The sequence below is a fragment of the Flavobacterium sp. AED genome, from assembly GCF_000812945.1.
Classification (GTDB): domain Bacteria; phylum Bacteroidota; class Bacteroidia; order Flavobacteriales; family Flavobacteriaceae; genus Flavobacterium.
Map to the genome: position 1 here is coordinate 1,463,931 of NZ_JSYM01000001.1, position 21,943 is coordinate 1,485,873.

A 21,943-nucleotide genomic window follows, 5' to 3' on the forward strand; every position below is an offset into this window, starting at 1 on the left:
TGTTAATTGTTAATTCGAAAGATCTGGGCTAATCAAATATAAGACTAATTTATATATTACACATTGTTATAAAAAGCCTATTAAACAAAAAACCCTCACATTTCTGTAAGGGTTCTGACTTAATACTTAGTACTAATTTCTTAATACTAATATCTGTAATATTCTGGTTTGAATGGACCTTCAACTGGAACGCCAATATAATCAGCTTGATCAACACGTAAAGTCTCTAATTCAACACCTAATTTAGCTAAGTGTAACATTGCTACTTTTTCATCTAAATGTTTTGGTAACATGTACACGTCATTGTTATATGCCGCGCTGTTTTTCCACAATTCGATTTGAGCTAAAGTTTGGTTAGTAAATGAGTTACTCATTACAAAACTTGGGTGACCTGTAGCACAACCAAGGTTTACTAAACGACCTTCAGCAAGGATAAGAATGTCTTTTCCAGCGATAGTGTATTTGTCAACTTGTGGTTTGATTTCAATTTTTGATGCACCGTGGTTTGTGTTCAACCAAGCCATATCAATTTCGTTATCAAAATGTCCAATGTTACAAACAACGGTTTTGTCTTTCATTTTTTCGAAATGACTTCCCAAAACGATATCTTTATTTCCAGTAGTTGTGATGATAATATCAGCAGTTGCAATAACCGTGTCTAATTTCTTCACTTCAAAACCGTCCATTGCAGCTTGTAAAGCGCAAATTGGGTCAATTTCAGTAACGGTAACAATAGAACCAGCACCTCTAAAAGAAGCAGCAGTTCCTTTACCTACGTCACCGTAACCACAAACGATTACTCTTTTTCCAGCTAGCATCAAGTCAGTTGCACGACGTACCGCATCAACTGCAGATTCTTTACAACCGTATTTGTTATCAAATTTTGATTTAGTAACGGAGTCATTAACGTTAATTGCAGGCATTGGCAATGTTCCCGCTTTTACTCTTTCGTATAATCTGTGAACTCCAGTTGTAGTTTCTTCAGATAATCCTTTGATACCAGCAACCAATTCCGGGAAACGGTCAATAACCATATTGGTCAAATCTCCACCGTCATCAAGAATCATGTTCAATGGTTTTCTGTCTTCACCAAAGAATAATGTTTGCTCAATACACCAGTCAAAATCTACTTCGTTCAAACCTTTCCAAGCATAAACCTGAATTCCTGCAGCAGCAATTGCAGCAGCAGCTTGATCTTGAGTAGAGAAAATGTTACAAGAACTCCAAGTAACTTCAGCACCAAGAGCGATTAAAGTTTCAATCAAAACCGCAGTTTGGATTGTCATGTGCAAACATCCTGCAATACGAGCACCAGCAAGTGGTTGTTCGTTTTTGTATTCAGCACGAAGCGCCATTAAACCTGGCATTTCAGCTTCTGCTAGTTCAATTTCTTTTCTTCCCCAAGCCGCTAGAGAAATGTCTTTAACTTTGAAAGCCACAAAAGGCATAGTTGTAGTACTCATTTATAGTATATTTGTAATTGTAAAATTTTTTGCAAATTTACGTAATAACTTTAGAATTTTACTGTTTTCTAAAAGATTTATGAATTGTTTAATTTGCTAATCTTTTGAACATTAACTAAATAATTTCTTTAAGCTGAACTTGTTTTAGTTTTTGGAGCTATTTCCCGTTATTCGCTATATCTTTTTACACGCAAAAAAGCGTGAAAAAAGGATGCCGCTACTACCGGGGCTAAAAAACAAAACCTGAACACGATGCCGCTTTTCAAAACCATAAATTTAAATTCCACCACCCAAATTCTTGTTTGGAAGGTAACCGAATCCTATGCGAAATTATTGGAACAAGTGGTCTTAAACGACAGCAATCGCATTCGCCTCGACGGAATGAAATCAGAAATGCACCAGCGCGCTTTTCTTAGTGTTCGCAAGTTATTGCAGGAAACGGGTCACACGGATTTAGATTTGTATTATGATGAATTCGGCAAGCCACATCTCCATGGAGAGAAACACATTTCCATAACACATTCCCATAATTTTTCGGCAATTATTATTAGTGAGGAAACAGTAGGAATCGACATCGAATTGCGAAGAGACAAAATCATCCGCATCGCAGATAAATTCTGTGACTCGGAATTTCAATTCTTATCCAGAAGCTTGGGGGCTGAAAACAAGGAAGAATACATTAGGAAATTGACCGTGATTTGGGGTGCCAAAGAAGCCATTTTCAAAATCAGAAACGAAAAAGGAATCAGTTTCAAAGATCATATCAAAGTCAATGCTTTCGAACTAAACGTTAAACAAACTATTGCCGAACTTCATTTTGACAGTCTGGTCAAAGATTTCAAAATTCATTTTGAAGAAATAGAAGATTTCACCTTAGTTTATGCCTTCGAAAAGTAGTGTTCAGTATTCAGGAGCCAGTCTAAGTCATTTCGACGAAGTAGAAATCTCAATGGCAGTTTCAAATAAACAATCGGTGTAAATCTGCAAAATTTGCGTGCCAAAATTACCAAACACCAAAAATAATTTACACCTTACTTCTGCTTTCAAAAATATTCATATAAAGAAAAGTACCCATTTTCCTAGCTCTTCGTTTCAGTATTTCAACATTTTCACCTTCAAAAAGTTCGTCTAAAGTTTCAAACCATAAGTTCAGCCAAATACCAAATTCATTAGGCGAAATTCGATGGTCAAAATGTTTGTCTACTTCGTTATGAACCGCAATGGGATTTCCATTGTATTTCTTTATCGCAAATAAATTCATTTCCCAAAAATCCGTCAGCTTTTCTAAATGTTCCTCCCAATTGGTGATAGTTTCATTAAAAAAGAAACCAATTTCTTTGTCGGCTCTTATTTTAGCGTAGAAAGAATGGACGAGAAGGGTCAAGTCGTCTCGGTTTTCAATTATTTTTTTCATAATGCAACGTTATTCAAAAAGATAAACAAAACACTGCAAAGCACGCTTGCTATGATGAGGTTGAATACCAATTTATGGTTCATTTGTGATAATATTGAAGTATTTACTAACATGCAAATTAAAACAGTAATGGCTAATTGTGTCATTTGTAAAATAGAGGTGCCGTTAGAAAGAATGAACATTGCTGCAGCAGCACCGAGACAACTTTGTCCAATAACTGCCATTGTTGAAGAGCCAATAAAATTTTGTTCAAAATTTTCGAATGTTTTTTTATAGAGTGTCATAATATGTGAATTTTATAGAGCAAATTTAGCTGCACTTCCATCCAGTTTTTTATGACTTCAATCATAAGACCAAAAATTAACGGTACACTTTTCGGTTAATGATTTTTAAAGTTCCTTTTTTTTCTAAAGATTTAATGGCTCGAATAACAGTTTCTACACGGAGTCCAGTTAAATCTCCAATTTGCTGCCGGGTTAAATCGATTCGATATCCGTTTTTATCTTCTTTGAAATTAAAATAAGCAATGGAATAATCAATTAATCGCAATACCCGATGTTCTGGTTCGTGAGTGGAAATCTCAGCCGCCATAACCGATTTATAATGCAAACGTTGTGCTAAATTTTCAATCACCTTCATCGATTCTGATGGATTTTCGTTTAGCAATTTCATAAAACCATCTTTTGAAATACTGAGTATTTCTGAATCTTCAACGGCTATTGCATTAGCTGGATAGGGTCGATTTAAAAATAAAGGTGGCTCTCCAAAACTTTGATTTTCATTAAAAAAACCTTGAATGAATTCACGGCCGTCATCGTTATAATTATTCATTTTTACTTCCCCGGAAAGTATTTGATAATAATGTATCGCATGATTGCCCTCTTTGAAAATGGTTTCTGTTTTTTTATACGATTTTCTAATGGCGCCATATTTTTCCAATAATTCAGTAGCTATCATAATTGCATTTGTTTTTTGTTCAGAATCCTGTAACAAATATAATTGATTCAAAATAGTTCTTAGACGTCAAAAAAACTTTTACTTTTACGGCTATTATGAAGCAAAAGATTTACAATCAACTACTCCAAGCCAAGTTGGAAAACAAAAAGATGTTGGCCATTCTTTTGGATCCTGATAAAGTGGTTTTGGAAAACCTTGATTTTTTGATTTCAAAAATCAATCATTCTCCAGCAACTCATGTTTTCATTGGCGGAAGTCTGGTTACAACTAATATCCTGGATGAATTAATCATTCGCTTAACGCAAAAAATAACATTGCCAATCGTTCTTTTCCCTGGCAATCCATCTCAGATTTCAACCGAAGCAAATGCTATTTTATTTTTGTCTTTAATCTCAGGGCGTAACCCCGATTATTTAATTGAGCATCAGGTAAAAGCGGCTCCCATTTTGAAACAAACCCAACTCGAAATTATTTCTACCGGATATATTTTGATAGAAAGTGGTAATGAAACAGCTGTAGAACGCATTAGTAAGACCAAGCCGTTAGACCGGAATAATATTGATTATGTAATTCAAACCGCACAAGCAGGTGAAATGTTGGGAAATAAATTGATTTATCTGGAAGCTGGAAGCGGTGCAAAACAAGCTGTTCCTCTGGAAATGATTAAAAAAGTAGCTCAAAATATTGAAATTCCATTAGTTGTTGGAGGTGGAATTGTAAATTTGCAAGGAATTCAAAAGGCGTATGATGCAGGTGCTGATTTGGTAGTCATAGGAACCGCTTTTGAAAATGACTTGAATTTTTTTAATAAATAATTTTAAATAGCCTAATGATAGAATACTTTTTTTCTCAATATGCAACCTATTCAACATTAGATATTGTTCTGGAAATTGTGGCAGTAATTTTTGGTTTATTCAGTGTTTGGTACGCAAAAAAGGATAATATTTTAGTTTTTCCAACAGGACTGGTAAGCACATTTATTTATGTTTACCTATTATGGAAATGGACTTTATGGGGTGATATGATGATTAATGGCTATTATTTCATAATGAGTATTTATGGTTGGTACCATTGGACAAGGAAAAAAGGCGACACTGTCGAATTCCCAATTTCAGTAATTTCTAATCATGAAAAACGAATTGCCATAATTATCTTTATATTTACGGTCGCATTTGTGGTTTCTGTTTATCATTATTTTGATAAATTCACTACTTGGTATGCTTATGTTGATACTTTTATAACGGGTATTTTCTTTATAGGAATGTGGCTTATGGCCAAAAGGAAAATCGAGAACTGGATATTTTGGATTATTGGAGATGTCATTTCGATTCCTTTGTATTTTGCAAAAGGTTTTACCTTTACGAGTTTTCAATATATAATATTTACAATTGTTGCCGTTTACGGCTATTTAGAATGGAAGAAAACCTTAAACAGCTCCAGCAAACTGGAACTATACAAATCATAAAAATTGCCCTTTTTGGTCCAGAAAGTACAGGCAAAACTACATTAGCTAAACAACTCGCCGAATATTACAAAACGGAATGGGTTCCTGAATTTGCACGGGACTATCTTCAAGCGAAATGGGATAAAAATCAAGACATTTGCAATGTTGATGACATGCTGCCTATTGCTTATGGTCAAACAAAACTAGAAAACGAACGGTTATTGTCAGCCAATGAATATCTTTTTTGCGATACGAATCTAATGGTGACTAAGGTATTTTCAGAAGTATATTATGACTATTGCGATCCATTATTAGATCAAGCGGCTCTTGCCCATGAATATGATTTGTTTTTTCTTACAGATATTGACGTTCCTTGGGAAAAAGATGATCTAAGAGACAGTCCTGAAGAAAGAGAATCCGTGTTTGCAGTTTTTAAACAATCCTTGATTGATAATAAAAAACCATTTATTACCCTTTCCGGAGATAAGGATTTACGATTAAACAAAGCGATTTCTATCATTGATGATTTGACAGAAGCTAGGAAAATGGGTTTTTCTTCTGTTGATTTTGTTCAAATTTATGAAAATGAAATTCCATTGGAAAACATCAAAAAACAATTGAGTTTTTTCAGAAATGGAATAGCAAAGAGTAATCTGGTAGGACCAGCAAGCTTATTAAACGGTATTTTAAAAGTATCTGAAAGTGATTTCCAAGAAAAGGCAACTTTTTTTGATGAAAACAAATCAAATTTTAAACTGGAGAAATTTGTTCCTGCTTCTGGAGCGGCAAGTAGAATGTTTAAATTTTTGATTGCTTTTTTGAATGATTTTGATATTGAGAATGAAAGTATTAATGCCTATATAAACAAGAGAAAAGATACTGAGTTGTCTATTTTTATAGTAGGTTTAGAAAAATTTCCATTTTTTAAGACAATTGATAAGAAATTAAGAGAAGAATTTTCTGATTTTGAATCTCTCGACAAGGATAGTAAAAATTATTATTTCATAGCATTGCTTTTAGCAAAAGATTTCTTTGATTTTGCCAATAAACCTAAAGGAGCGCTTCCTTTTCATAAATATCAAAAACGTATTGTAACCCCTGTTGAAGAGCATCTTCATGAGTGCATTTATTATGCAAGTTCGAATAACAATTCAAATATGCATTTTACAATGTCAGAAGCACATTTGGGCCAATTTGAAACCATAATTAATGCCATTAAAAGTGAAGCTGAAAGAAAATCAGAAACAACAATAAATGTAAGCTATTCGTATCAAAATAAGAATACGGATACCATTGCAGTTGATTTTGAAAACAACCCATTTAGAGATGAAAATGGGAGATTGTTTTTTAGACCGGGAGGTCATGGTGCCTTGATAGGAAATTTAAATCAACTAGATGCCGATATTGTATTTATCAAAAATATCGATAATGTAATTCAAAACAATATCGAAAAAACCGCAAGGTATAAAAAAGCATTAGCAGGAATCTTGATGGAATTGCAAGAACAAATTTTTAAGTATTTGCACGCAATCGAGACTAAAGAAATCCAAGAAGAATCTATTGATGAAATATTGCTTTTTTTGGAGGAAAAATTGAATATTAGAATTCCATACGATTTTTACAAACTTAGTTTTGAAAATAAAATAATTGAAATAAAGTCTCTTTTAGACAAGCCTATACGAGTTTGTGGAATGGTAAAAAATGAAGGAGAAGCTGGAGGTGGGCCATTTTGGGTAAAAGATGATGAAGGGACTATTTCATTACAAATTGTAGAAAGCTCACAAGTTGATTTATCAGATGAAAATCAAAAAAATATTCTTAATGCTTCCACTTATTTTAATCCTGTAGACTTAGTTTGTGGAATTAAAAATTATAAAAAAGAGAAGTTTGATTTGACTCAATTTGTAGATCATAATAGTGGTTTTATTGTGGAGAAAACAACTTTTGGAAGAGCAGTTAAGTCATATGAATTACCTGGTTTATGGAATGGTGGAATGGCAAACTGGATCACCATATTTGTCCAAGTTCCTTTAATTACCTTTAATCCGGTAAAAAGTGTAAATGATTTATTAAAATCAGCGCACCAGCCTCAATAAATGGAAAGAGAAAAAATCATATCTGAGTTAAATTTCAAGGCCGTTCGCAGCAGTGGTGCCGGCGGACAAAATGTAAACAAGGTTTCCTCGAAAGTGGTCTTGACTTTTGATTTGAAAAACTCACAAGCATTGACTGAAGAGGAGAAATTGCTGCTGGAAACTAAATTGTCTTCAAGGTTAACAACTGATTTAGTTTTGATTTTGAACTGTGATGAAGATCGAAGTCAACTTAAAAATAAAGAAATTGTAATCAAACGATTTTTGGAAATCATAAAAAATGGATTAATTGTTCCCAAAGAACGTAAACCCACTAAAATCCCAAAGTCAATTATTAGAAAGAGAATAAAAGATAAAAAGAGTGTGTCTGAAGTTAAGAAAAATAGAAAAAAACCAAATTTAGATTAGGTCATTTTTACTTTTACTGTCTTAAATTTTAAACTTTAGACAAAAAAAACTATTTTTGCATCGTCTCAAAGGGGTGCTCTAAATAACGAGCTGAGATTATACCCAAAGAACCTGGACAAGTAATGTTGTCAAGGGAAAAAATGACAAATAAATAGCGTTTACACTATCTATTTGTCATAGGAAACAATCATTTTAATTTAACAAAAGAATAATTCCCCCTTTTATTCGTAATTTTTTTACGGATGAACACTTTATTTTATTTTATTGGCCACAAAGGCGCAAAGGCACAAAATCCAAGATTTTTGATGTCTGTTATCTTTTCTCTTTTCTCTATTTATTCCTTTTCTCAGGTCAAAGACACCACCAAGGTAAACCAACTCGATGAAGTCTTGGTTTCTGCAGTTCGTGTTACTTCAAAAACTCCGGTTAGTTTTAGTAATTTGGATAAAAAAGAACTCAAGTTCCGAAATTTAGGACAAGATATTCCTATTTTGATGAATTATTTACCGTCTGTTGTTACTACTTCTGATGCTGGAAATGGAGTGGGATACACTGGAATCCGAGTTCGTGGTAGCGACGCGACAAGAGTAAATGTCACTATCAATGGAATCCCTTATAATGATTCCGAAAGTCATGGAACCTATTGGGTAAATATGCCTGATTTTGCCTCTTCAGTTGAGAGTTTACAACTGCAACGCGGGGTAGGAACTTCAACAAATGGAGCTGGTGCTTTTGGTGCGAGCTTAAACATGTTGACGGATTCTTATTCTGATAAAGCAACGGGAGAAATTTCTAATTCTTTTGGAAGTTTTAATACTCAGAAACATACCGTGAAATTCAGTACGGGATTAATGAATGGTCATTTTGAAATTGCGGGGCGTTTGTCAGCATTAAAATCGGATGGTTATGTTGATAGAGGTGCATCGGATTTAAAATCGTATTTTTTACAGGGAACATATGTTGGTAAAACGACTTTAATTAAAGCGTTGGCTTTTGGAGGAAAAGAAAAAACATATCAATCATGGTACGGAATTGATGGTGAAACATTGGCAAACAATAGAACATTTAACTTTGCTGGAATGTTTACGGATGAATCAGGAAATGCTCGTTTTTATGATAATGAAACTGATAATTACCAACAAGATCATTATCAATTGCATTGGAATGAAAAAGTATCAACAAATTGGAGTACCAATTTAGCGTTTCATTATACCAAAGGAAAAGGATATTATGAAGAGTATGTTGAAAATCAAAATTTTACGGATTATGGATTGCTTCCTGTAGGAGGTGCGGTAACTTCAACTGATTTAATTCGTCAAAAATGGTTGGATAATGATTTTTATGGGACTACATTTTCTGCAAATTACAAGGATGAAAAATTAGATATCATCTTTGGAGGTGGTTATAATAAATATGAAGGGAGTCATTTTGGAAAAGTAATATGGGCAAGATATGCTTCGCAAAGTGAATTGGGAGATCATTATTATGATAATTTCGCTACCAAAACTGACGGAAATGTTTTTGCAAAAGCGAATTATCAAATAACAGAGAAACTAAGTTTATTCGGAGATTTGCAACTTAGAAATGTACATTATAAAGCGGATAGTCCAGAAACAGGTTCAGTAAATGATAACTTTAATTTCTTCAATCCAAAGGCGGGATTGAATTTTGATATCAATGCTAATAATAAGCTATACTTCTCTTATGCAAGAGCCAATCGTGAGCCGAACAGAACGGATTATGAAGGCGGAAATGCTAAACCAGAAAAGCTGAATGACTTTGAATTAGGTTGGAGATATATTGCTGATAAAGTGAAATTTAATTCGAATGTGTATTATATGGCCTACAAAGACCAGTTGATATTAACTGGAAAATTAGATGACGTAGGAAGTCCAATTCGTTCTAATAGCGAAAAAAGTTACCGTTTAGGACTGGAAGTTGATGCTACAATTGCGGTGTCAGAACAATTTATCATTCGTCCTAATTTTACCTTGAGTGCTAATAAAAACATTGATTTAGCTGTTGAAGGGGAAAATTATGGGACCACTGATATTTCTTATTCACCATCGGTTATTGTTGGAAATATTTTGGTTTACAAACCTACAGAAAACTTTCAGATTTCATGGTTGCAAAAATTTGTGGGGAAACAATACATGAATAATATCGAATTACCGGCTGCAAAATTGGCAGATTATTTTGTGAACGATTTGAATATTGCTTACGAAATTAAACCAAAATCAGTTTTTAAATCAATTATTGTGACTGGTTTAGTGAACAATGTTTTAGATAAAAAATATGTTTCCAATGGGTATATGTGGGATGTTTATCCTTACTATTACCCACAAGCGGGAATTAACTTCTTGGCAGGATTAACGCTGAAGTTTTAGATTGTTATTGGTTCTTAAAACAAAAAATCCTGATAGTTTAGCTGTCAGGATTTTTTGTTTTAATTATAAACTCGAAGGACATTTCCATTAACTTCTACACGATATTGTTTTAAAGGATATTGTGCACCTCCTTGTGCTTGACCCGTAAACAAACTGTATTCTTTACTGTCACAAGAGCATAAAACATTGATTCCCTTTAGGGTCATAGTAGAGCAAGTGCTCAGTGCTTGATTAGGACAAGCAGCATCAAATGCATTATAGCCACTTCCGGTATTGAATACAAATATTCCTTTGGCACCAACACCTGAATAATAAACTGCGTTACTTGGGTATTGTAGAATCGAGTAAGCGGGCAAATTCATATTGAGATCTAAAGTAAAAGCGTAATTAGGAATATATGGGTTTTTATTGTTAAAACCATTGTCACTGCAACCAAAGAAAAAAGGCATAATCAGGGATACCAAAAGCAGTTTTTTCATTATTCAAAATATATTAAAAGAATTAGCGAAACAAATTTAATTTATTTAACTTTGAATTATATATGATTAACATATATTTATAGGCTAAAAAAAATAATAGTATCTTTGTGGAAAGAAATCCCGTCCTGATGGGATTTTTTCTATTTATATAAATGACGAAATTATGAGCACAGTATCTTATTACACCGCGGAAGGATTAAAGAAGTTAAGAGAAGAATTAGATTATTTGAAAAGTGTAATGCGTCCAAAAGCATCTGCAGATATAGCTGAGGCAAGAGATAAAGGTGATTTGTCTGAAAATGCAGAATATGATGCAGCCAAAGAAGCACAAGGAATGCTTGAAATGCGAATTGCTAAACTGGAAGAAGTACATTCTAATGCCCGATTAATCGATGAAACTCACCTAGATCTTTCTAAAGTATTGGTTTTGTCGAATGTGAAAATCAAAAACCAAACCAATGGAATGGAAATGAAATACACGTTGGTTGCCGAAAGTGAAGCAGATTTAAAAACAGGAAAAATCTCTGTAACCTCCCCAATTGGTAAAGGTTTACTTGGGAAATCGGTTGGAGAATTTGCTGAGATTACGGTTCCTAATGGTGTTTTGAAATTCGAGATTTTAGAAATTTCCCGCGACTAAATAGGTAAAGGTTTAGTCGGTTAATTATTTGACCGATTGACCGATTCAACAATTAACCAATTAATCAATTCCATAATGTCAAGTATTTTTACTAAAATCATAAACGGAGAAATCCCTTGTTATAAAATCGCAGAGGATGAACATTTTTTGGCGTTTTTGGATGTAAATCCAAACGCAAAAGGACATACGCTTTGTGTTCCAAAACAGGAAATCGATAAGATTTTTGATATTGAAGATGATTTATATATTGGACTCATGCAGTTCTCAAAAAAAATAGCCGTTGCATTAGAGAAAACAGTTCCATGTAAAAGAATTGGAATGGCCGTTATAGGTCTTGAAGTTCCCCATGCACACGTTCATCTTATTCCTTTAAATGAAATGGATGAAATGCGTTTTCAAAATAAAGTGTCTCTTTCAAAAGAAGAATTTGAAGCTTTGGCAAAAAGCATTCAAACTAATTTATAATATTTGCCAATAAAATAAATTGGTACGGTTTTCGTTTAGGAAGGGAATAGGTGAAAATCTATTCCCTTTTAATTTATGAGTCTACTCGGTAACATGAAAAACATTTATATACTACTTTCTTTATTTTTATCCCTTTTAAGTTTTGGTCAAGTCAATGTTGGATATGCTTTGATTGACAAGAAAATGTCTGCTATTTCTACAAGTTCAACTAATTCTACTGAGGCGATTGCCAATTATATCAAGGCTAATTTCAAAACAGATGCGGATAAGATTAGGGCTGTTTTTTATTGGACGACATCAAATATCAGCTACGATGTTGCTAATATGTATGCTGTGAATTTTAATGAAACTCCCCAAGACAGAATCATAAAAGCATTAAAAACAAAGAAAGGTGTTTGCATTCATTATGCTGAGGTCTTTAATGATATTTCGAATAAAATAGGAATACAATCATACATAATAGAAGGGTACACAAAGCAATATGGAAAAGTGGCAAACTTAGCTCATGCTTGGTGTGCTGCAAAAATTGATAATAAGTGGTATTTGTTTGACCCTACTTGGGGTTCAGGTTATGTCAACAATGGGAAATTTATCAAAAAATTGAATGAATATTATTTTAAAGCGGAGCCTAGTAAATTAATCTCTTCTCATATTCCATTTGATTATTTGTGGCAGTTTTTAAATTACCCGATTACAAATAATGAGTTTTATGCGGGTACAACTCAAATTATTAAATCGAAGAAATTTTTTGATTTTGAAACCGAAATTGCCAAGTATAATAAATTGCCTGAAACGGATAAATTATTTGAGTCTGCGGCAAGGATAGAAAAAAATGGGGTGCTGAATGCCCTGATTTTAGAGCGTCTGGAAGGGAAAAAGAAAGAGGTAGCCTATTTACGACATAATGCAAATATTGAAAAATTGAATTCAATAGTCGCTGATTTTAATGAGGCAGTCATCTTATTGAATGACTTTGTCCATTACAGAAATAATAAGTTCAAGCCTGCTTTTTCAGACGATGAAATTAGCCGGATGATTCAAACTCCAAAAGAGAAATTAGTTAAATGCCAAGACGCTATTTATAATATTGGAGCCGTTGGGAATGAGAATGCATCTAATTTGGCTTCGATTAAAAAATCCATTAATGAGGTATTGGCACAAACCGAAGAACATGTGTTGTTCGTTCAGGAATATTTGAGTAAGTCAAAAATTGCCAGAAAATTGATGTTTACGAAGGTTTCTTGGTATGGAGTTCCGTTAAACTAAATCACTTTTTTTAAAACTCACTTGCATTGTCGTTCCTTTCCCTATTTCGGAACCCAGTACTTTTATGGTTCCTTTGTGGTACTCTTCCACAATTCTTTTGGTTAAAGAAAGTCCTAAGCCCCAACCCCTTTTTTTAGTAGTAAAACCGGGTTCAAAGATAGTTTTGAATTGTTTTTTTTGAATTCCACCTCCAGAATCGATAATGTTTATTTTTACATAATCGCCTTCTTGCTCTATTTCTAAAGCTAATTTTCCTCTGCCTTTCATGGCGTCGATAGCATTTTTTACTAAATTTTCTATCGTCCAACTGTGTAAAGTAGGGTTTAACGATACCATTATTGGTGATTTTGGGGCTTTAAAGGAAAATTCAATTTGTTTCGAAAATCGAGATTGCAAATAGTCGTAGGACTGCAATGTTTCCGCTACAATATCTTTATTTTCTAATTTTGGTTCCGAACCTATTTTTGAAAAACGATCCGTTATAGTTTGTAGCCGCTCAATGTCTTTTTCAATTTCGAAAGTAGTACTTTCATCTACATTTTCTGATTTCAGGAGTTCAACCCAGCCAATTAAGGATGAAAGTGGGGTTCCTATTTGGTGCGCTGTTTCTTTGGCCATTCCAGCCCAAAGTTTGTTTTGCGTGGCCATTTTTGTACTTCTGTAAAAGTTATAAACCAAGCCGCCAAAAAGCACTATGATTAGCACTAATGCAACGGGATAGTATTTTAGTTTGTTCAGTAATGCGGAATTGCCATAATATAAATTTTGAAATTTCCCGGGTACATATTCAATGACAATAGGCTCATTTTCATTTTTTAAATCGTGTAAAAATGCGTTTGCCTTAGATTTATTTTTCACAATGGCATCATCAATATTTACCGTATTTATGATACTGTCTTTTTCTGTAAGTATTATAGGAATGGAAGTATTGTTACTGAAAATCTGAAGAGGAAGTTCTACATCCGTATTTTCACCTGCATTAATCAGTGTTTTTTGTGCTTTTGCCCAAAGGTTCATTTTTAATCGTTCTTCATTTTTGAAGATTTGAAAAAAGGTATAGGTATTCCAAAGAATCAATGAAATTATTAAAAAGGAAGCAAAAATAATAATCCAACGGGTTGTATTTCTTCTTTCAGAAAACTGCATAAATTAAATTTTGAATTATAAATATAACGAAATAAATGCTCTAGTATTTTAGTTTTAATTAAAGAATTTTTTTTCAAAAAATTATATTCTATTTTTATTCTAAATCTCGATTACTACTTCTTAAACTTGATTCATTTGTCTACTTTTGTATCTTTCGAAGATAAATTAAAAATATATGATTAGTATTGATCCTAAAAGTATTGAAACAGCTAAGTTGCAAGGCTATTTGCAAAGCTCTGTTGGACCAAGACCTATCGCTTTTGCAAGTACTATTGGTGTCAATGGAATTCCTAATGTATCGCCTTTTAGTTTTTTCAATGTGTTCAGTGCTAATCCGCCAATCCTTATTTTTTCACCAGCAAGACGGGTTCGAGATAATTCGATTAAACATACTTTAATCAATGCCGAAGCAACTCGGGAAGTGGTCATTAATGTGGTGAATTATGATATGGTTCAACAAACATCTTTAGCAAGTACAGAGTATGCTGATGGAGTAAATGAGTTTATAAAATCAGGTTTGACACCGATTCCTTCTGATGTTGTAAAGCCTTTCAGGGTTAAAGAATCGCCAGTTCAATTTGAATGCAAAGTCACTCAGATTATTCCTTTGGGAAGCGAAGGAGGCGCAGGAAATTTGATTCTTTGTGAAGTGTTGCGAATTCATATTGACGAATCTATTTTGGACGAAAACGGAGCAATTGATCAATATAAAATAGATTTGGTTTCAAGATTAGGCGGTAACTGGTATTCCAGATCAAATCAAGGACTTTTTGAAGTGCCGAAACCATTGTCAACACTAGGAATAGGAGTGGATGCAATCCCTAATTTTATAAAGGAAAGCACTGTTTTTAATGGAAATGATTTAGGTATGTTAGGGAATATTGAAGCCTTGCCTACAATGGAAGAAGTTAGTATATTTGTAAAACAGAATTTTGCTGTGAAAGGTGTTTTAAGCTCCGATGATACTATAAAAGTACATTTAGAAGCTAAAAAATATTTAGATAGTAATGATGTGTTTTCAGCATGGAAAGTACTTTTGGCTGAAAGAAAAAAATAGAGCAAAACAATTAAAACATAGAAGATGGAAGTTACAGGAAAAATTAAAATGATCGATCAAACTAAAGAAGTTGGATCTGGAGGTTTCAAAAAAAGAGATGTAGTTGTTACAACTGATGAGCAGTATCCACAACATATTCTAGTTCAGTTTGTTCAGGACAAATGTGACTTATTGAACGGTTTTCAAGTAGGTGAAGCTGTAAAAATTGATATTAATTTAAGAGGTAGAGAATGGACAAATCCTCAGGGAGAAACTGTTTATTTCAATACTATCCAAGGATGGAGAATAGGAAAAGTTCAAGCTGAAGCTCCTTCTGCACAAATGCCACCTATGCCAGCTGCTGAAGCATTTGCACCAGCAACAAACTTAAACGAAGAAGAAGCAGACGATTTACCATTCTAATCATTTGATTTTCTATTGATGTAGTAATCAAACCCGACAGCTATTTTTTAACTGTCGGGTTTTATTTTTTAATAAAGAATGTATTATTTAACTAAAGAATTATCCTTTCCTCCAGTTTCTCAGACTAATTCTTCGGGTATTCTTGCTCTTGGAGGTGATTTGTCGACTGAGCGTTTACAGCTTGCTTATACGAATGGGATTTTTCCATGGTTTGAAGATGGGGAACCTATTACATGGTGGTCACCTAATCCCAGAATGGTTTTGTTTCTGGATGAATTGATTGTTTCTAAGAGTATGCGCAACATTCTCAATAGGAATATTTTCAAGGTTACGTTTAATCAGAATTTTAGAGACGTAATCTCTTATTGTCAAAACATAAAACGCGATGGTCAAAATGGGACTTGGATAACGAATGATATGATTGAAGCCTATTGTAAATTGAACGAATTAGGCATTGTAAAATCAGTTGAAGTCTGGCAAGATGATGAGTTGGTAGGCGGTTTATATGGTGTCGATTTAGGACATGTTTTTTGTGGAGAAAGTATGTTTTCTAAAGTTTCGAATGCTTCAAAAGTAGCTTTTATCGCTTTGGTAAATCAATTGAAAAAAGACAATTATAAATTGTTAGATTGTCAAGTTTATAATCCTCATCTCGAAAGCTTGGGCTGTAGGGAAATTGACAGAGAAGAATTTATGAGTATTTTGAATGTTTCTAAAAAGTAAGTTTCATTATCTTTCTTTGATTCTAGAATTTGAAAAATAAGTATTTTTATAGCCAACTAAATTTTAATATGTAATGGACAACATTCTTTTTATTAGCGAAATCTACATCTATCCCATCAAAAGTTTAGGAGGAATTAGTTGTCAAAGTGCCAGGGCCGAAGAAATGGGTTTTGAAAACGACAGGCGATGGATGCTAATTGATGAAAACAATCAATTTATAAGCCAAAGAGAGCATCCAATTCTAAGTCAATTTCAACCTCAAATTGCGGATGGTAAAATTGAGATAACGTATCAAGGTAAAAAACATGCTTTTTTTATAAGTGAAAGTATAAATAGTCGAATTTCAGTAACAGTTTGGGATGATCAAAGCGAAGTTTTCGAGGTTAATAAAACAACATCCGATTGGTTTAGTGAATGTCTTGGTTTTACCTGTAAGTTGGTAAAAATCATTGAAATTGGCGATAGAAAACATAAAAGCAAGGCATTGAATGTTACTTTCAATGTTAGCCTAGCAGATGGTTATCCGTATTTATTAGTTGGGAGCGAAAGTTTAGACCATCTAAATGAAAAATTAAAAGATAAGATTACTGTTGCAAGATTTAGACCTAATATTGTTATTAATAGCACCCTTGCCCATGAAGAAGATCACTTTGAGATTATAAAAATAGGAGATGTTACATTCCAAAATGTAAAACCTTGCGGTAGATGCATAATGGTCAATAATGATCCATTGAAAAGTATTGTGCTAAAAGAACCGCTAAAGACATTAAGTAAATACCGAAAAGTGGATAATAGTGTTCTTTTTGGGACTAATTTAGTGTGTATTGAAAAAGGGATTGTTAGCGTAGGAGATGTTTTGAGTTTTAAAATTTAAGTTTGTTGAAACTCCAATCCAAGCTATTAAATAGTACCAATTCATTTTTTAAAGTTGGTAAATCCATAATTAGTTTCAAAGTTTCGTGCGCCATCATCGTGCCCATTATTCCCGGAAGCGTACCTAATACGCCATTCAAATTACAATTGGGAACGTCTTTTGGATTTGGTGGTTCAGGGAATAAGTCACGAAGATTTTTATTTCCACTATGATTGAAAACCGCCATTTGTCCTTCAAATTTTAAGATGCTCCCATAGATTAATGGTTTTCCTAACGTTACACAAGTATCATTTACTAAATAGCGGGTTGCAAAATTATCACAACCGTCAACAACTACATCAAAATTCATGATGATTTGTGCGGCATTTTCAACAGTTAGTTTTTCTTCAAAAGGAATAATATCAATCAATGGATTTAAAATTTCCAAAACCGATTTTGCAGTAATTGCTTTTGATTGGCCAACGTGTTTCTCTGTATATAGAATTTGGCGGTGTAAGTTGTGTAATTCTATTGTATCAAAATCTACTATTCCGATGGTTCCTACTCCAGCCGTTGCTATATATTGTAAAATAGGACAACCTAGTCCGCCAGCACCAATCACTAGAACTCTAGCTTTCTTGAGTTTTTCTTGTCCTGAATCACCTATTTCCGGTAACATCATTTGTCGGTTGTACCGTAAAAAATCTTGAATAATACTCATATTCTGCAATCTAAAATGTTAATCTATATTCGTATAACTTCTGTCCCAATCTTTCCAAACGGGTTCGTATCCTCTACTGGAAATGACTTTCGCAATCTCAGAAGCCGACCGTTCATCACTGATTTCAAATTGTTCCAATGATTGTGGATCAACAACATAACCACCAGGATTAGTTTTAGAACCGGCACTCATACTAGTAATTCCAATAGGAATGATATTATCACGAAATTTTTCATTTTCACGGGTTGACATGGAGATTTCTAAATCTTCATTCCACAAACGGTAGGCACAAATGAGTTGGGTTAAATCGGTATCATCCATGATAAAGTTGGGCTCAATAACTCCTTCTGCGGGTCTTAATCTAGGGAAAGAAACTGCATACTTAGTTTGCCAATACGTTTTTTGTAAATAATCTAAATGCAAGGCATTGAAAAAACTGTCCGTACGCCAATCTTCTAATCCTAATAAAACACCCAATCCAATTTTATGAATACCTGCAGTTCCTACTCGATCCGGTGTTTCCAAACGAAAATCAAAATTGGATTTTTTACCCTTTGTGTGGTATTGTTTATAAATATCACGATGATATGTTTCCTGATATACTAATATCGAATAGATACCAGCGTTATGTAATTGCTCGTATTCTTCTGTTGATAATGGCTGCACTTCGGCTGAAATGGTGGAAAAGTCATTTTTTATTTGAGCAATTGTCTTTAGAAAATAATGAATGTTTACAGTATGATTTGCTTCGCCGGTAACCAACAAAACATGATCAAATCCCGCTTTTTTTAAGACCTCAATTTCTAGCGTAATTTCACTTTCGGTAAGTGTTTTTCGCTTGATTTTGTTATCTAAACTAAAACCACAATAGGTGCAAATGTTCTGACATTCGTTACTTAAATACAAAGGAGCATACATCTGAATCGTTTTGCCGAATCTTTTTTTGGTTAATTCATGTGCCAGTTGCGCCATTTGCTCTAAATAGGGTTGGGCTGCAGGTGAAATTAATGCCAGAAAATCATCGAGATTTCGCTTGCTTTTGGCTAATGCATGTTCGACCTCTATTGAAGTAGTACTGTATATTTTGGTTTTGATGGTGTTCCAATCGTAGTTGTCAAAAACCGATTTAAATGTTTTCATTGTTTTTTAGTTTTTAACCACAAAGTGCACAAAGAAGGCGCGAAGTTCACAAAGCTTAGTGTTCTCAGTGCTTTCTTTGTGTGCTTTGTGGTTAAGTTTTGGTAATTATTCGTATAAAAACGCTGTCAAAGGACTTGAAGCTATTGCACGATTTACTTTTTGTGCTAATTGCGCTTCATAGGCTTTTCGACCTGCAATAACTGCTTCTCTGAAAGCTTCTGCCATCAGTATTGGATTTCCTGCCACTGCAATTGCAGTATTTACCAAAACCGCATCAGCTCCAAGTTCCATTGCTTTTGCTGCATCAGATGGCGCGCCAATTCCTGCATCGATAATTACAGGAACTCTACTTTGTTCGATAATGATTTCTAAAAAATCAATGGTTTTTAATCCTTTGTTACTGCCAATTGGCGAGCCCAAAGGCATTACCGCTGAAGTTCCTGCATCTTCCAAACGTTTGCACAAAACTGGATCCGCATGAATGTAAGGCAAAACGATAAATCCTAATTTGGATAATGCTTCCGTAGCTTTCAAAGTTTCGATTGCATCAGGCATTAAATATTTTGGATCAGGATGAATTTCGAGTTTGAGCCAATTGGTTTCTAATGCTTCGCGGGCTAATTGTGCTGCAAAAATGGCTTCTTTAGCATTTCTTGCACCAGAAGTATTGGGTAATAAATTAATTTTTGGGTGTTTCAGATGTGCTAAAATAGCATCTGTTTCGGTTTCTAAATCAACACGTTTTAAAGCTACGGTTACTAACTCGCTCCCGGATGCTAAAATAGCTTCTTCCATCTGTTGATTGGAACCGAATTTCCCTGTGCCTAAAAATAAGCGGGATTCGAAGGTTTTGTCTCCTATTTTAAATGGTAACATATAATTTGTCGTTAAGTTGATTGATAAGTTGCGATGCATTTTCAGTTTGTGTAATCAAACCTGAAACCGCTATTCCGTGAATTCCAGTTTTCATTAAACTTTCTACATTTTCAAGTGTGATTCCTCCAATGGCATAAATGGGAATTTGGATATTTTTTGCCTTCATTTGACCGATAATCGACCGATATCCTACCAATCCTAGAATTGGACTTAGATTTTGTTTGGTGGTTGTAAATTGGAACGGTCCCAAACCAATATAATCACAATTTTCAGTTGTTCTTTGAAGCACGTCTTCAAAAGTATTTGCGGTGCCTCCAATGATTTTTGTTTTACCTAAAATGAGTCTTGCTTCTTCAACGCTCATGTCACTCAAACCTAAATGAACTCCGTCAGCATCTAATTGTTGTGCTAAATGAACGTTGTCATTGATGATAAAAGTCGCTAAATATTCTTTGCATAACATTTTTACGGCTTCCGCTAAAGTAAAAGCATCATCTGAATAATTTTTTTTGAATCTCATTTGTATCCAATCGCAACCATTATCCAATGCTTTGTGGATGTTATATAATTGTTTTTCGACTGTGTTTCCTTGAGAAATGTATTGTAATTGGTTATGCATAATGGTATCCTAATTTGGTTTGGTTAGATTGTAAATAGGTTTCTATATATTTTTTGGCATTGCTGCATGCTGTTTTTAGGTCTTGTCCCAAGGCTAAATTGGCTGTAATAGCGGATGATAATACACAGCCGGAGCCATGTTTTTCGAAAGCTAAAGTACTATTTGGTGCAAGCTTGAAAATCTCATTTCCGGTATATAAATAATCGATACCAACTGCAAATGGATTATGACCTCCTTTAAGTAAAGTTGAACAGAATTTTGAAAGTTCAAGAGCGATTAAAACTGGATTTTTTTCTCCCGAAGACAATTGTAAAATCTCATTGTAATTAGGTGTTATTAAATCTATTTTTTTTAAGATTTCTATCAAAATAGCTTGATTTTCGATGGTTGTAAAATTGAATTCGCTACTGGACTTCAAAACCGTATCCCAAATTATTTTTGTTTTTGGCGAAAGTTTTTTTACAACCAAAACAATTTCTCTTAAATAATCCAATGAAGGAATAATTCCAATCTTTACGGCTTTAATAGTATAGTTGCCGAACAATTTTTTCAATGATTTCAAAACAAAATCTAAGTCAGTCCATTGCATTTCGAAGAACTCATTTTCAGTTTGAATGGTATTGCCGGTATTAACTGCAAATCCATATACATGATGTTGTTCGAATGTTTTCGCATCAGCCAAAATTCCTGCACCTCCAGAAGGATCAAAACCTGCAATTGTTAATACGAAAGGGCGATTTGCTGACATAGTTTATAATTTTCTATTGGGTTGTTGCTGTTCCAAATGGTACCTAAAAGTGCCACATCTTCAAAACCATATTTTAATGCAGTTTTGATTCTCTCAGATGTAATTCCTCCTACTGCAATTAATGCAGTTTTGTTGTTGTTTCTTTGTTTTAATTCTTTTTCAAAGTCAATATCCGAAATGTAATTTGGTTTAGAAATACTTTCGAAAACCGGCCCAAAAAATGCATAATCGAAAACATCAGATAATTTTTCAAAGTCAGTCATACTATGAATGGAAGTAGAGAGTTTATATCCTCGTTCTTTCCATTTCTTTAAACATTCTTCGGATGTTTCGGCTCTCATTTTTTCTGTAAAATGAATGCGATTAATTCCAAATGTTTCTGCCAATTGATGATGACTGTGTAAAACCAAATTTTGTCTATAATCCGATTTTATTTCCGATAAGAAAGCTTTCATTTCTGCTGTTGAAAAATCTGGTTTTCGAACATGAAATAACTGTAATCCTTCTTTGAAAAGTTGATGGATGAGGTTAATTTCATTCTCAATTGGAGTTGGATTTGAGATTAGTATCATATTGGAATGTATTAAGAGAGGAGTATTAAGTATTAAGAAGTAAGCATTTCTCTTTTTTTAATCTTAATAC

Annotated in this window: 25 protein-coding genes; 13 read left to right on the plus strand and 12 right to left on the minus strand. The window is 33.7% G+C overall.

All coding sequences use genetic code 11. The features are described from left to right. Nucleotides 1-146: 146 nt before the first annotated feature. Nucleotides 147-1,463: an adenosylhomocysteinase gene (ahcY, locus tag OA85_RS06500; protein WP_039108681.1), complete on the minus strand. Its 1,317-nt coding sequence runs from the start codon at nucleotides 1,461-1,463 to the stop codon at nucleotides 147-149. Between the two features lie 252 nt (nucleotides 1,464-1,715). Between ahcY and OA85_RS06505 the strand changes: the two genes are divergently transcribed. Then, the gene (locus OA85_RS06505) at nucleotides 1,716-2,360 is read left to right on the plus strand and encodes a 4'-phosphopantetheinyl transferase superfamily protein (RefSeq protein ID WP_039108683.1); all 645 of its coding nucleotides are present in this window, start codon (nucleotides 1,716-1,718) and stop codon (nucleotides 2,358-2,360) included. A 127-nt stretch (nucleotides 2,361-2,487) separates the two neighbouring features. Here the strand turns inward: OA85_RS06505 and OA85_RS06510 are convergent, their stop codons facing one another. The 3 genes from OA85_RS06510 to OA85_RS06520 all read right to left on the minus strand — a co-directional run bounded on the left by OA85_RS06510 (nucleotide 2,488) and on the right by OA85_RS06520 (nucleotide 3,834). Then, nucleotides 2,488-2,877: a group III truncated hemoglobin gene (locus OA85_RS06510; protein WP_039108684.1), complete on the minus strand. Its 390-nt coding sequence runs from the start codon at nucleotides 2,875-2,877 to the stop codon at nucleotides 2,488-2,490. Further along, nucleotides 2,874-3,161, minus strand: a complete 288-nt coding sequence (locus tag OA85_RS06515) for a hypothetical protein (RefSeq protein ID WP_039108685.1) — start codon at nucleotides 3,159-3,161, stop codon at nucleotides 2,874-2,876. The genes OA85_RS06510 and OA85_RS06515 overlap by 4 nt, the downstream gene beginning before the upstream one ends. 76 nt (nucleotides 3,162-3,237) lie before the next feature. After that, on the minus strand, nucleotides 3,238-3,834 hold the full coding sequence (locus OA85_RS06520; RefSeq protein WP_039109418.1) for a Crp/Fnr family transcriptional regulator: 597 nt from the start codon (nucleotides 3,832-3,834) through the stop codon (nucleotides 3,238-3,240). Nucleotides 3,835-3,929: 95 nt separating this feature from the next. Between OA85_RS06520 and OA85_RS06525 the strand changes: the two genes are divergently transcribed. From OA85_RS06525 to OA85_RS06545, 5 genes are all read left to right on the plus strand, one after another. Beyond that, on the plus strand, nucleotides 3,930-4,649 hold the full coding sequence (locus OA85_RS06525) for a geranylgeranylglyceryl/heptaprenylglyceryl phosphate synthase (RefSeq protein WP_039108686.1): 720 nt from the start codon (nucleotides 3,930-3,932) through the stop codon (nucleotides 4,647-4,649). Nucleotides 4,650-4,663: 14 nt separating this feature from the next. Then, entirely contained in the window at nucleotides 4,664-5,299 is a 636-nt protein-coding gene (pnuC, locus tag OA85_RS06530) for a nicotinamide riboside transporter PnuC (RefSeq protein WP_039108688.1), read from the plus strand. After that, nucleotides 5,248-7,374 (plus strand): DUF4301 family protein, encoded by a 2,127-nt coding sequence (locus tag OA85_RS06535; protein WP_039108689.1) that lies wholly within the window; start codon nucleotides 5,248-5,250, stop codon nucleotides 7,372-7,374. The genes pnuC and OA85_RS06535 overlap by 52 nt, the downstream gene beginning before the upstream one ends. Further along, entirely contained in the window at nucleotides 7,375-7,779 is a 405-nt protein-coding gene (gene arfB, locus OA85_RS06540; RefSeq protein ID WP_039108690.1) for an alternative ribosome rescue aminoacyl-tRNA hydrolase ArfB, read from the plus strand. A gap of 242 nt (nucleotides 7,780-8,021) precedes the next feature. Next, nucleotides 8,022-10,166 (plus strand): TonB-dependent receptor, encoded by a 2,145-nt coding sequence (locus OA85_RS06545; protein ID WP_039108691.1) that lies wholly within the window; start codon nucleotides 8,022-8,024, stop codon nucleotides 10,164-10,166. A 59-nt stretch (nucleotides 10,167-10,225) separates the two neighbouring features. Here OA85_RS06545 and OA85_RS06550 read toward each other — a convergent pair whose 3' ends face one another. Further along, nucleotides 10,226-10,645 carry a hypothetical protein gene (locus OA85_RS06550; RefSeq protein ID WP_039108692.1) on the minus strand — a complete coding sequence of 140 codons (420 nt, stop codon included), beginning with the start codon at nucleotides 10,643-10,645 and terminating at the stop codon, nucleotides 10,226-10,228. Between the two features lie 163 nt (nucleotides 10,646-10,808). Here OA85_RS06550 and greA point away from each other — a divergent pair, with 163 nt between their 5' ends. The 3 genes from greA to OA85_RS06565 all read left to right on the plus strand — a co-directional run bounded on the left by greA (nucleotide 10,809) and on the right by OA85_RS06565 (nucleotide 13,016). Continuing rightward, nucleotides 10,809-11,285 (plus strand): transcription elongation factor GreA, encoded by a 477-nt coding sequence (gene greA / locus OA85_RS06555; RefSeq protein WP_039108693.1) that lies wholly within the window; start codon nucleotides 10,809-10,811, stop codon nucleotides 11,283-11,285. Between the two features lie 75 nt (nucleotides 11,286-11,360). Beyond that, a complete protein-coding gene (locus OA85_RS06560) occupies nucleotides 11,361-11,750 on the plus strand; it encodes an HIT family protein (RefSeq protein ID WP_039108694.1) in 390 nt (129 codons plus the stop codon). 93 nt (nucleotides 11,751-11,843) lie between these two features. Then, nucleotides 11,844-13,016, plus strand: coding sequence for a transglutaminase domain-containing protein (locus tag OA85_RS06565; RefSeq protein WP_039108695.1), 1,173 nt, complete (start codon nucleotides 11,844-11,846; stop codon nucleotides 13,014-13,016). On the opposite strand, the gene OA85_RS06570 is transcribed toward OA85_RS06565, so the two are convergent. Beyond that, entirely contained in the window at nucleotides 13,008-14,162 is a 1,155-nt protein-coding gene (locus tag OA85_RS06570; RefSeq protein ID WP_039108697.1) for a PAS domain-containing sensor histidine kinase, read from the minus strand. The two genes, OA85_RS06565 and OA85_RS06570, sit on opposite strands and share 9 nt — an antisense overlap. A gap of 175 nt (nucleotides 14,163-14,337) precedes the next feature. Here OA85_RS06570 and OA85_RS06575 point away from each other — a divergent pair, with 175 nt between their 5' ends. From OA85_RS06575 to OA85_RS06590, 4 genes are all read left to right on the plus strand, one after another. Then, on the plus strand, nucleotides 14,338-15,219 hold the full coding sequence (locus OA85_RS06575) for a flavin reductase family protein (protein WP_039108698.1): 882 nt from the start codon (nucleotides 14,338-14,340) through the stop codon (nucleotides 15,217-15,219). A 24-nt stretch (nucleotides 15,220-15,243) separates the two neighbouring features. Then, complete coding sequence (locus OA85_RS06580; protein WP_039108700.1) at nucleotides 15,244-15,621, plus strand: DUF3127 domain-containing protein; 378 nt, start codon at nucleotides 15,244-15,246, stop codon at nucleotides 15,619-15,621. 78 nt (nucleotides 15,622-15,699) lie between these two features. Then, nucleotides 15,700-16,344, plus strand: a complete 645-nt coding sequence (aat, locus tag OA85_RS06585) for a leucyl/phenylalanyl-tRNA--protein transferase (RefSeq protein ID WP_039108701.1) — start codon at nucleotides 15,700-15,702, stop codon at nucleotides 16,342-16,344. Nucleotides 16,345-16,417: 73 nt separating this feature from the next. Continuing rightward, nucleotides 16,418-17,218 (plus strand): MOSC domain-containing protein, encoded by an 801-nt coding sequence (locus tag OA85_RS06590; protein WP_039108702.1) that lies wholly within the window; start codon nucleotides 16,418-16,420, stop codon nucleotides 17,216-17,218. Here the strand turns inward: OA85_RS06590 and OA85_RS06595 are convergent. The 6 genes from OA85_RS06595 to OA85_RS06620 all read right to left on the minus strand — a co-directional run bounded on the left by OA85_RS06595 (nucleotide 17,208) and on the right by OA85_RS06620 (nucleotide 21,873). Further along, complete coding sequence (locus OA85_RS06595) at nucleotides 17,208-17,918, minus strand: HesA/MoeB/ThiF family protein (RefSeq protein WP_039108703.1); 711 nt, start codon at nucleotides 17,916-17,918, stop codon at nucleotides 17,208-17,210. The genes OA85_RS06590 and OA85_RS06595 overlap by 11 nt on opposite strands. A gap of 18 nt (nucleotides 17,919-17,936) precedes the next feature. Then, nucleotides 17,937-19,058 (minus strand): 2-iminoacetate synthase ThiH, encoded by a 1,122-nt coding sequence (gene thiH / locus OA85_RS06600; RefSeq protein WP_039108704.1) that lies wholly within the window; start codon nucleotides 19,056-19,058, stop codon nucleotides 17,937-17,939. A 105-nt stretch (nucleotides 19,059-19,163) separates the two neighbouring features. Beyond that, nucleotides 19,164-19,934 carry a thiazole synthase gene (locus OA85_RS06605; RefSeq protein ID WP_039108706.1) on the minus strand — a complete coding sequence of 257 codons (771 nt, stop codon included), beginning with the start codon at nucleotides 19,932-19,934 and terminating at the stop codon, nucleotides 19,164-19,166. Beyond that, nucleotides 19,921-20,553, minus strand: a complete 633-nt coding sequence (locus OA85_RS06610; protein WP_039108707.1) for a thiamine phosphate synthase — start codon at nucleotides 20,551-20,553, stop codon at nucleotides 19,921-19,923. The genes OA85_RS06605 and OA85_RS06610 overlap by 14 nt, the downstream gene beginning before the upstream one ends. Beyond that, nucleotides 20,546-21,301: a hydroxymethylpyrimidine/phosphomethylpyrimidine kinase gene (locus OA85_RS06615; RefSeq protein WP_039108708.1), complete on the minus strand. Its 756-nt coding sequence runs from the start codon at nucleotides 21,299-21,301 to the stop codon at nucleotides 20,546-20,548. Before OA85_RS06615 ends, OA85_RS06610 begins: the two co-directional genes overlap by 8 nt. After that, nucleotides 21,274-21,873 (minus strand): thiamine phosphate synthase, encoded by a 600-nt coding sequence (locus OA85_RS06620; protein ID WP_039108709.1) that lies wholly within the window; start codon nucleotides 21,871-21,873, stop codon nucleotides 21,274-21,276. The genes OA85_RS06615 and OA85_RS06620 overlap by 28 nt, the downstream gene beginning before the upstream one ends. Nucleotides 21,874-21,943: the final 70 nt, after the last annotated feature.

Excerpts from the sequence above, each read along its gene's own strand:
- ahcY (WP_039108681.1), bottom strand. The coding sequence starts at position 1,463 with ATGAGTACTACAACTATGCCTTTTGTGGCTTTCAAAGTTAAAGACATT.
- OA85_RS06515 (WP_039108685.1), bottom strand. The coding sequence starts at position 3,161 with ATGACACTCTATAAAAAAACATTCGAAAATTTTGAACAAAATTTTATT.
- OA85_RS06550 (WP_039108692.1), bottom strand. The coding sequence starts at position 10,645 with ATGAAAAAACTGCTTTTGGTATCCCTGATTATGCCTTTTTTCTTTGGT.
- OA85_RS06615 (WP_039108708.1), bottom strand. The coding sequence starts at position 21,301 with ATGTCAGCAAATCGCCCTTTCGTATTAACAATTGCAGGTTTTGATCCT.
- OA85_RS06545 (WP_039108691.1), top strand. The coding sequence starts at position 8,022 with ATGAACACTTTATTTTATTTTATTGGCCACAAAGGCGCAAAGGCACAA.
- OA85_RS06560 (WP_039108694.1), top strand. The coding sequence starts at position 11,361 with ATGTCAAGTATTTTTACTAAAATCATAAACGGAGAAATCCCTTGTTAT.
- OA85_RS06525 (WP_039108686.1), top strand. The coding sequence starts at position 3,930 with ATGAAGCAAAAGATTTACAATCAACTACTCCAAGCCAAGTTGGAAAAC.
- OA85_RS06620 (WP_039108709.1), bottom strand. The coding sequence starts at position 21,873 with ATGATACTAATCTCAAATCCAACTCCAATTGAGAATGAAATTAACCTC.
- OA85_RS06505 (WP_039108683.1), top strand. The coding sequence starts at position 1,716 with ATGCCGCTTTTCAAAACCATAAATTTAAATTCCACCACCCAAATTCTT.
- OA85_RS06605 (WP_039108706.1), bottom strand. The coding sequence starts at position 19,934 with ATGTTACCATTTAAAATAGGAGACAAAACCTTCGAATCCCGCTTATTT.
- OA85_RS06580 (WP_039108700.1), top strand. The coding sequence starts at position 15,244 with ATGGAAGTTACAGGAAAAATTAAAATGATCGATCAAACTAAAGAAGTT.
- OA85_RS06565 (WP_039108695.1), top strand. The coding sequence starts at position 11,844 with ATGAAAAACATTTATATACTACTTTCTTTATTTTTATCCCTTTTAAGT.
- OA85_RS06520 (WP_039109418.1), bottom strand. The coding sequence starts at position 3,834 with ATGATAGCTACTGAATTATTGGAAAAATATGGCGCCATTAGAAAATCG.
- OA85_RS06590 (WP_039108702.1), top strand. The coding sequence starts at position 16,418 with ATGGACAACATTCTTTTTATTAGCGAAATCTACATCTATCCCATCAAA.
- OA85_RS06610 (WP_039108707.1), bottom strand. The coding sequence starts at position 20,553 with ATGCATAACCAATTACAATACATTTCTCAAGGAAACACAGTCGAAAAA.
- OA85_RS06510 (WP_039108684.1), bottom strand. The coding sequence starts at position 2,877 with ATGAAAAAAATAATTGAAAACCGAGACGACTTGACCCTTCTCGTCCAT.
- OA85_RS06595 (WP_039108703.1), bottom strand. The coding sequence starts at position 17,918 with ATGAGTATTATTCAAGATTTTTTACGGTACAACCGACAAATGATGTTA.
- OA85_RS06570 (WP_039108697.1), bottom strand. The coding sequence starts at position 14,162 with ATGCAGTTTTCTGAAAGAAGAAATACAACCCGTTGGATTATTATTTTT.
- OA85_RS06575 (WP_039108698.1), top strand. The coding sequence starts at position 14,338 with ATGATTAGTATTGATCCTAAAAGTATTGAAACAGCTAAGTTGCAAGGC.
- arfB (WP_039108690.1), top strand. The coding sequence starts at position 7,375 with ATGGAAAGAGAAAAAATCATATCTGAGTTAAATTTCAAGGCCGTTCGC.
- greA (WP_039108693.1), top strand. The coding sequence starts at position 10,809 with ATGAGCACAGTATCTTATTACACCGCGGAAGGATTAAAGAAGTTAAGA.
- thiH (WP_039108704.1), bottom strand. The coding sequence starts at position 19,058 with ATGAAAACATTTAAATCGGTTTTTGACAACTACGATTGGAACACCATC.
- pnuC (WP_039108688.1), top strand. The coding sequence starts at position 4,664 with ATGATAGAATACTTTTTTTCTCAATATGCAACCTATTCAACATTAGAT.
- OA85_RS06535 (WP_039108689.1), top strand. The coding sequence starts at position 5,248 with ATGGAAGAAAACCTTAAACAGCTCCAGCAAACTGGAACTATACAAATC.
- aat (WP_039108701.1), top strand. The coding sequence starts at position 15,700 with ATGTATTATTTAACTAAAGAATTATCCTTTCCTCCAGTTTCTCAGACT.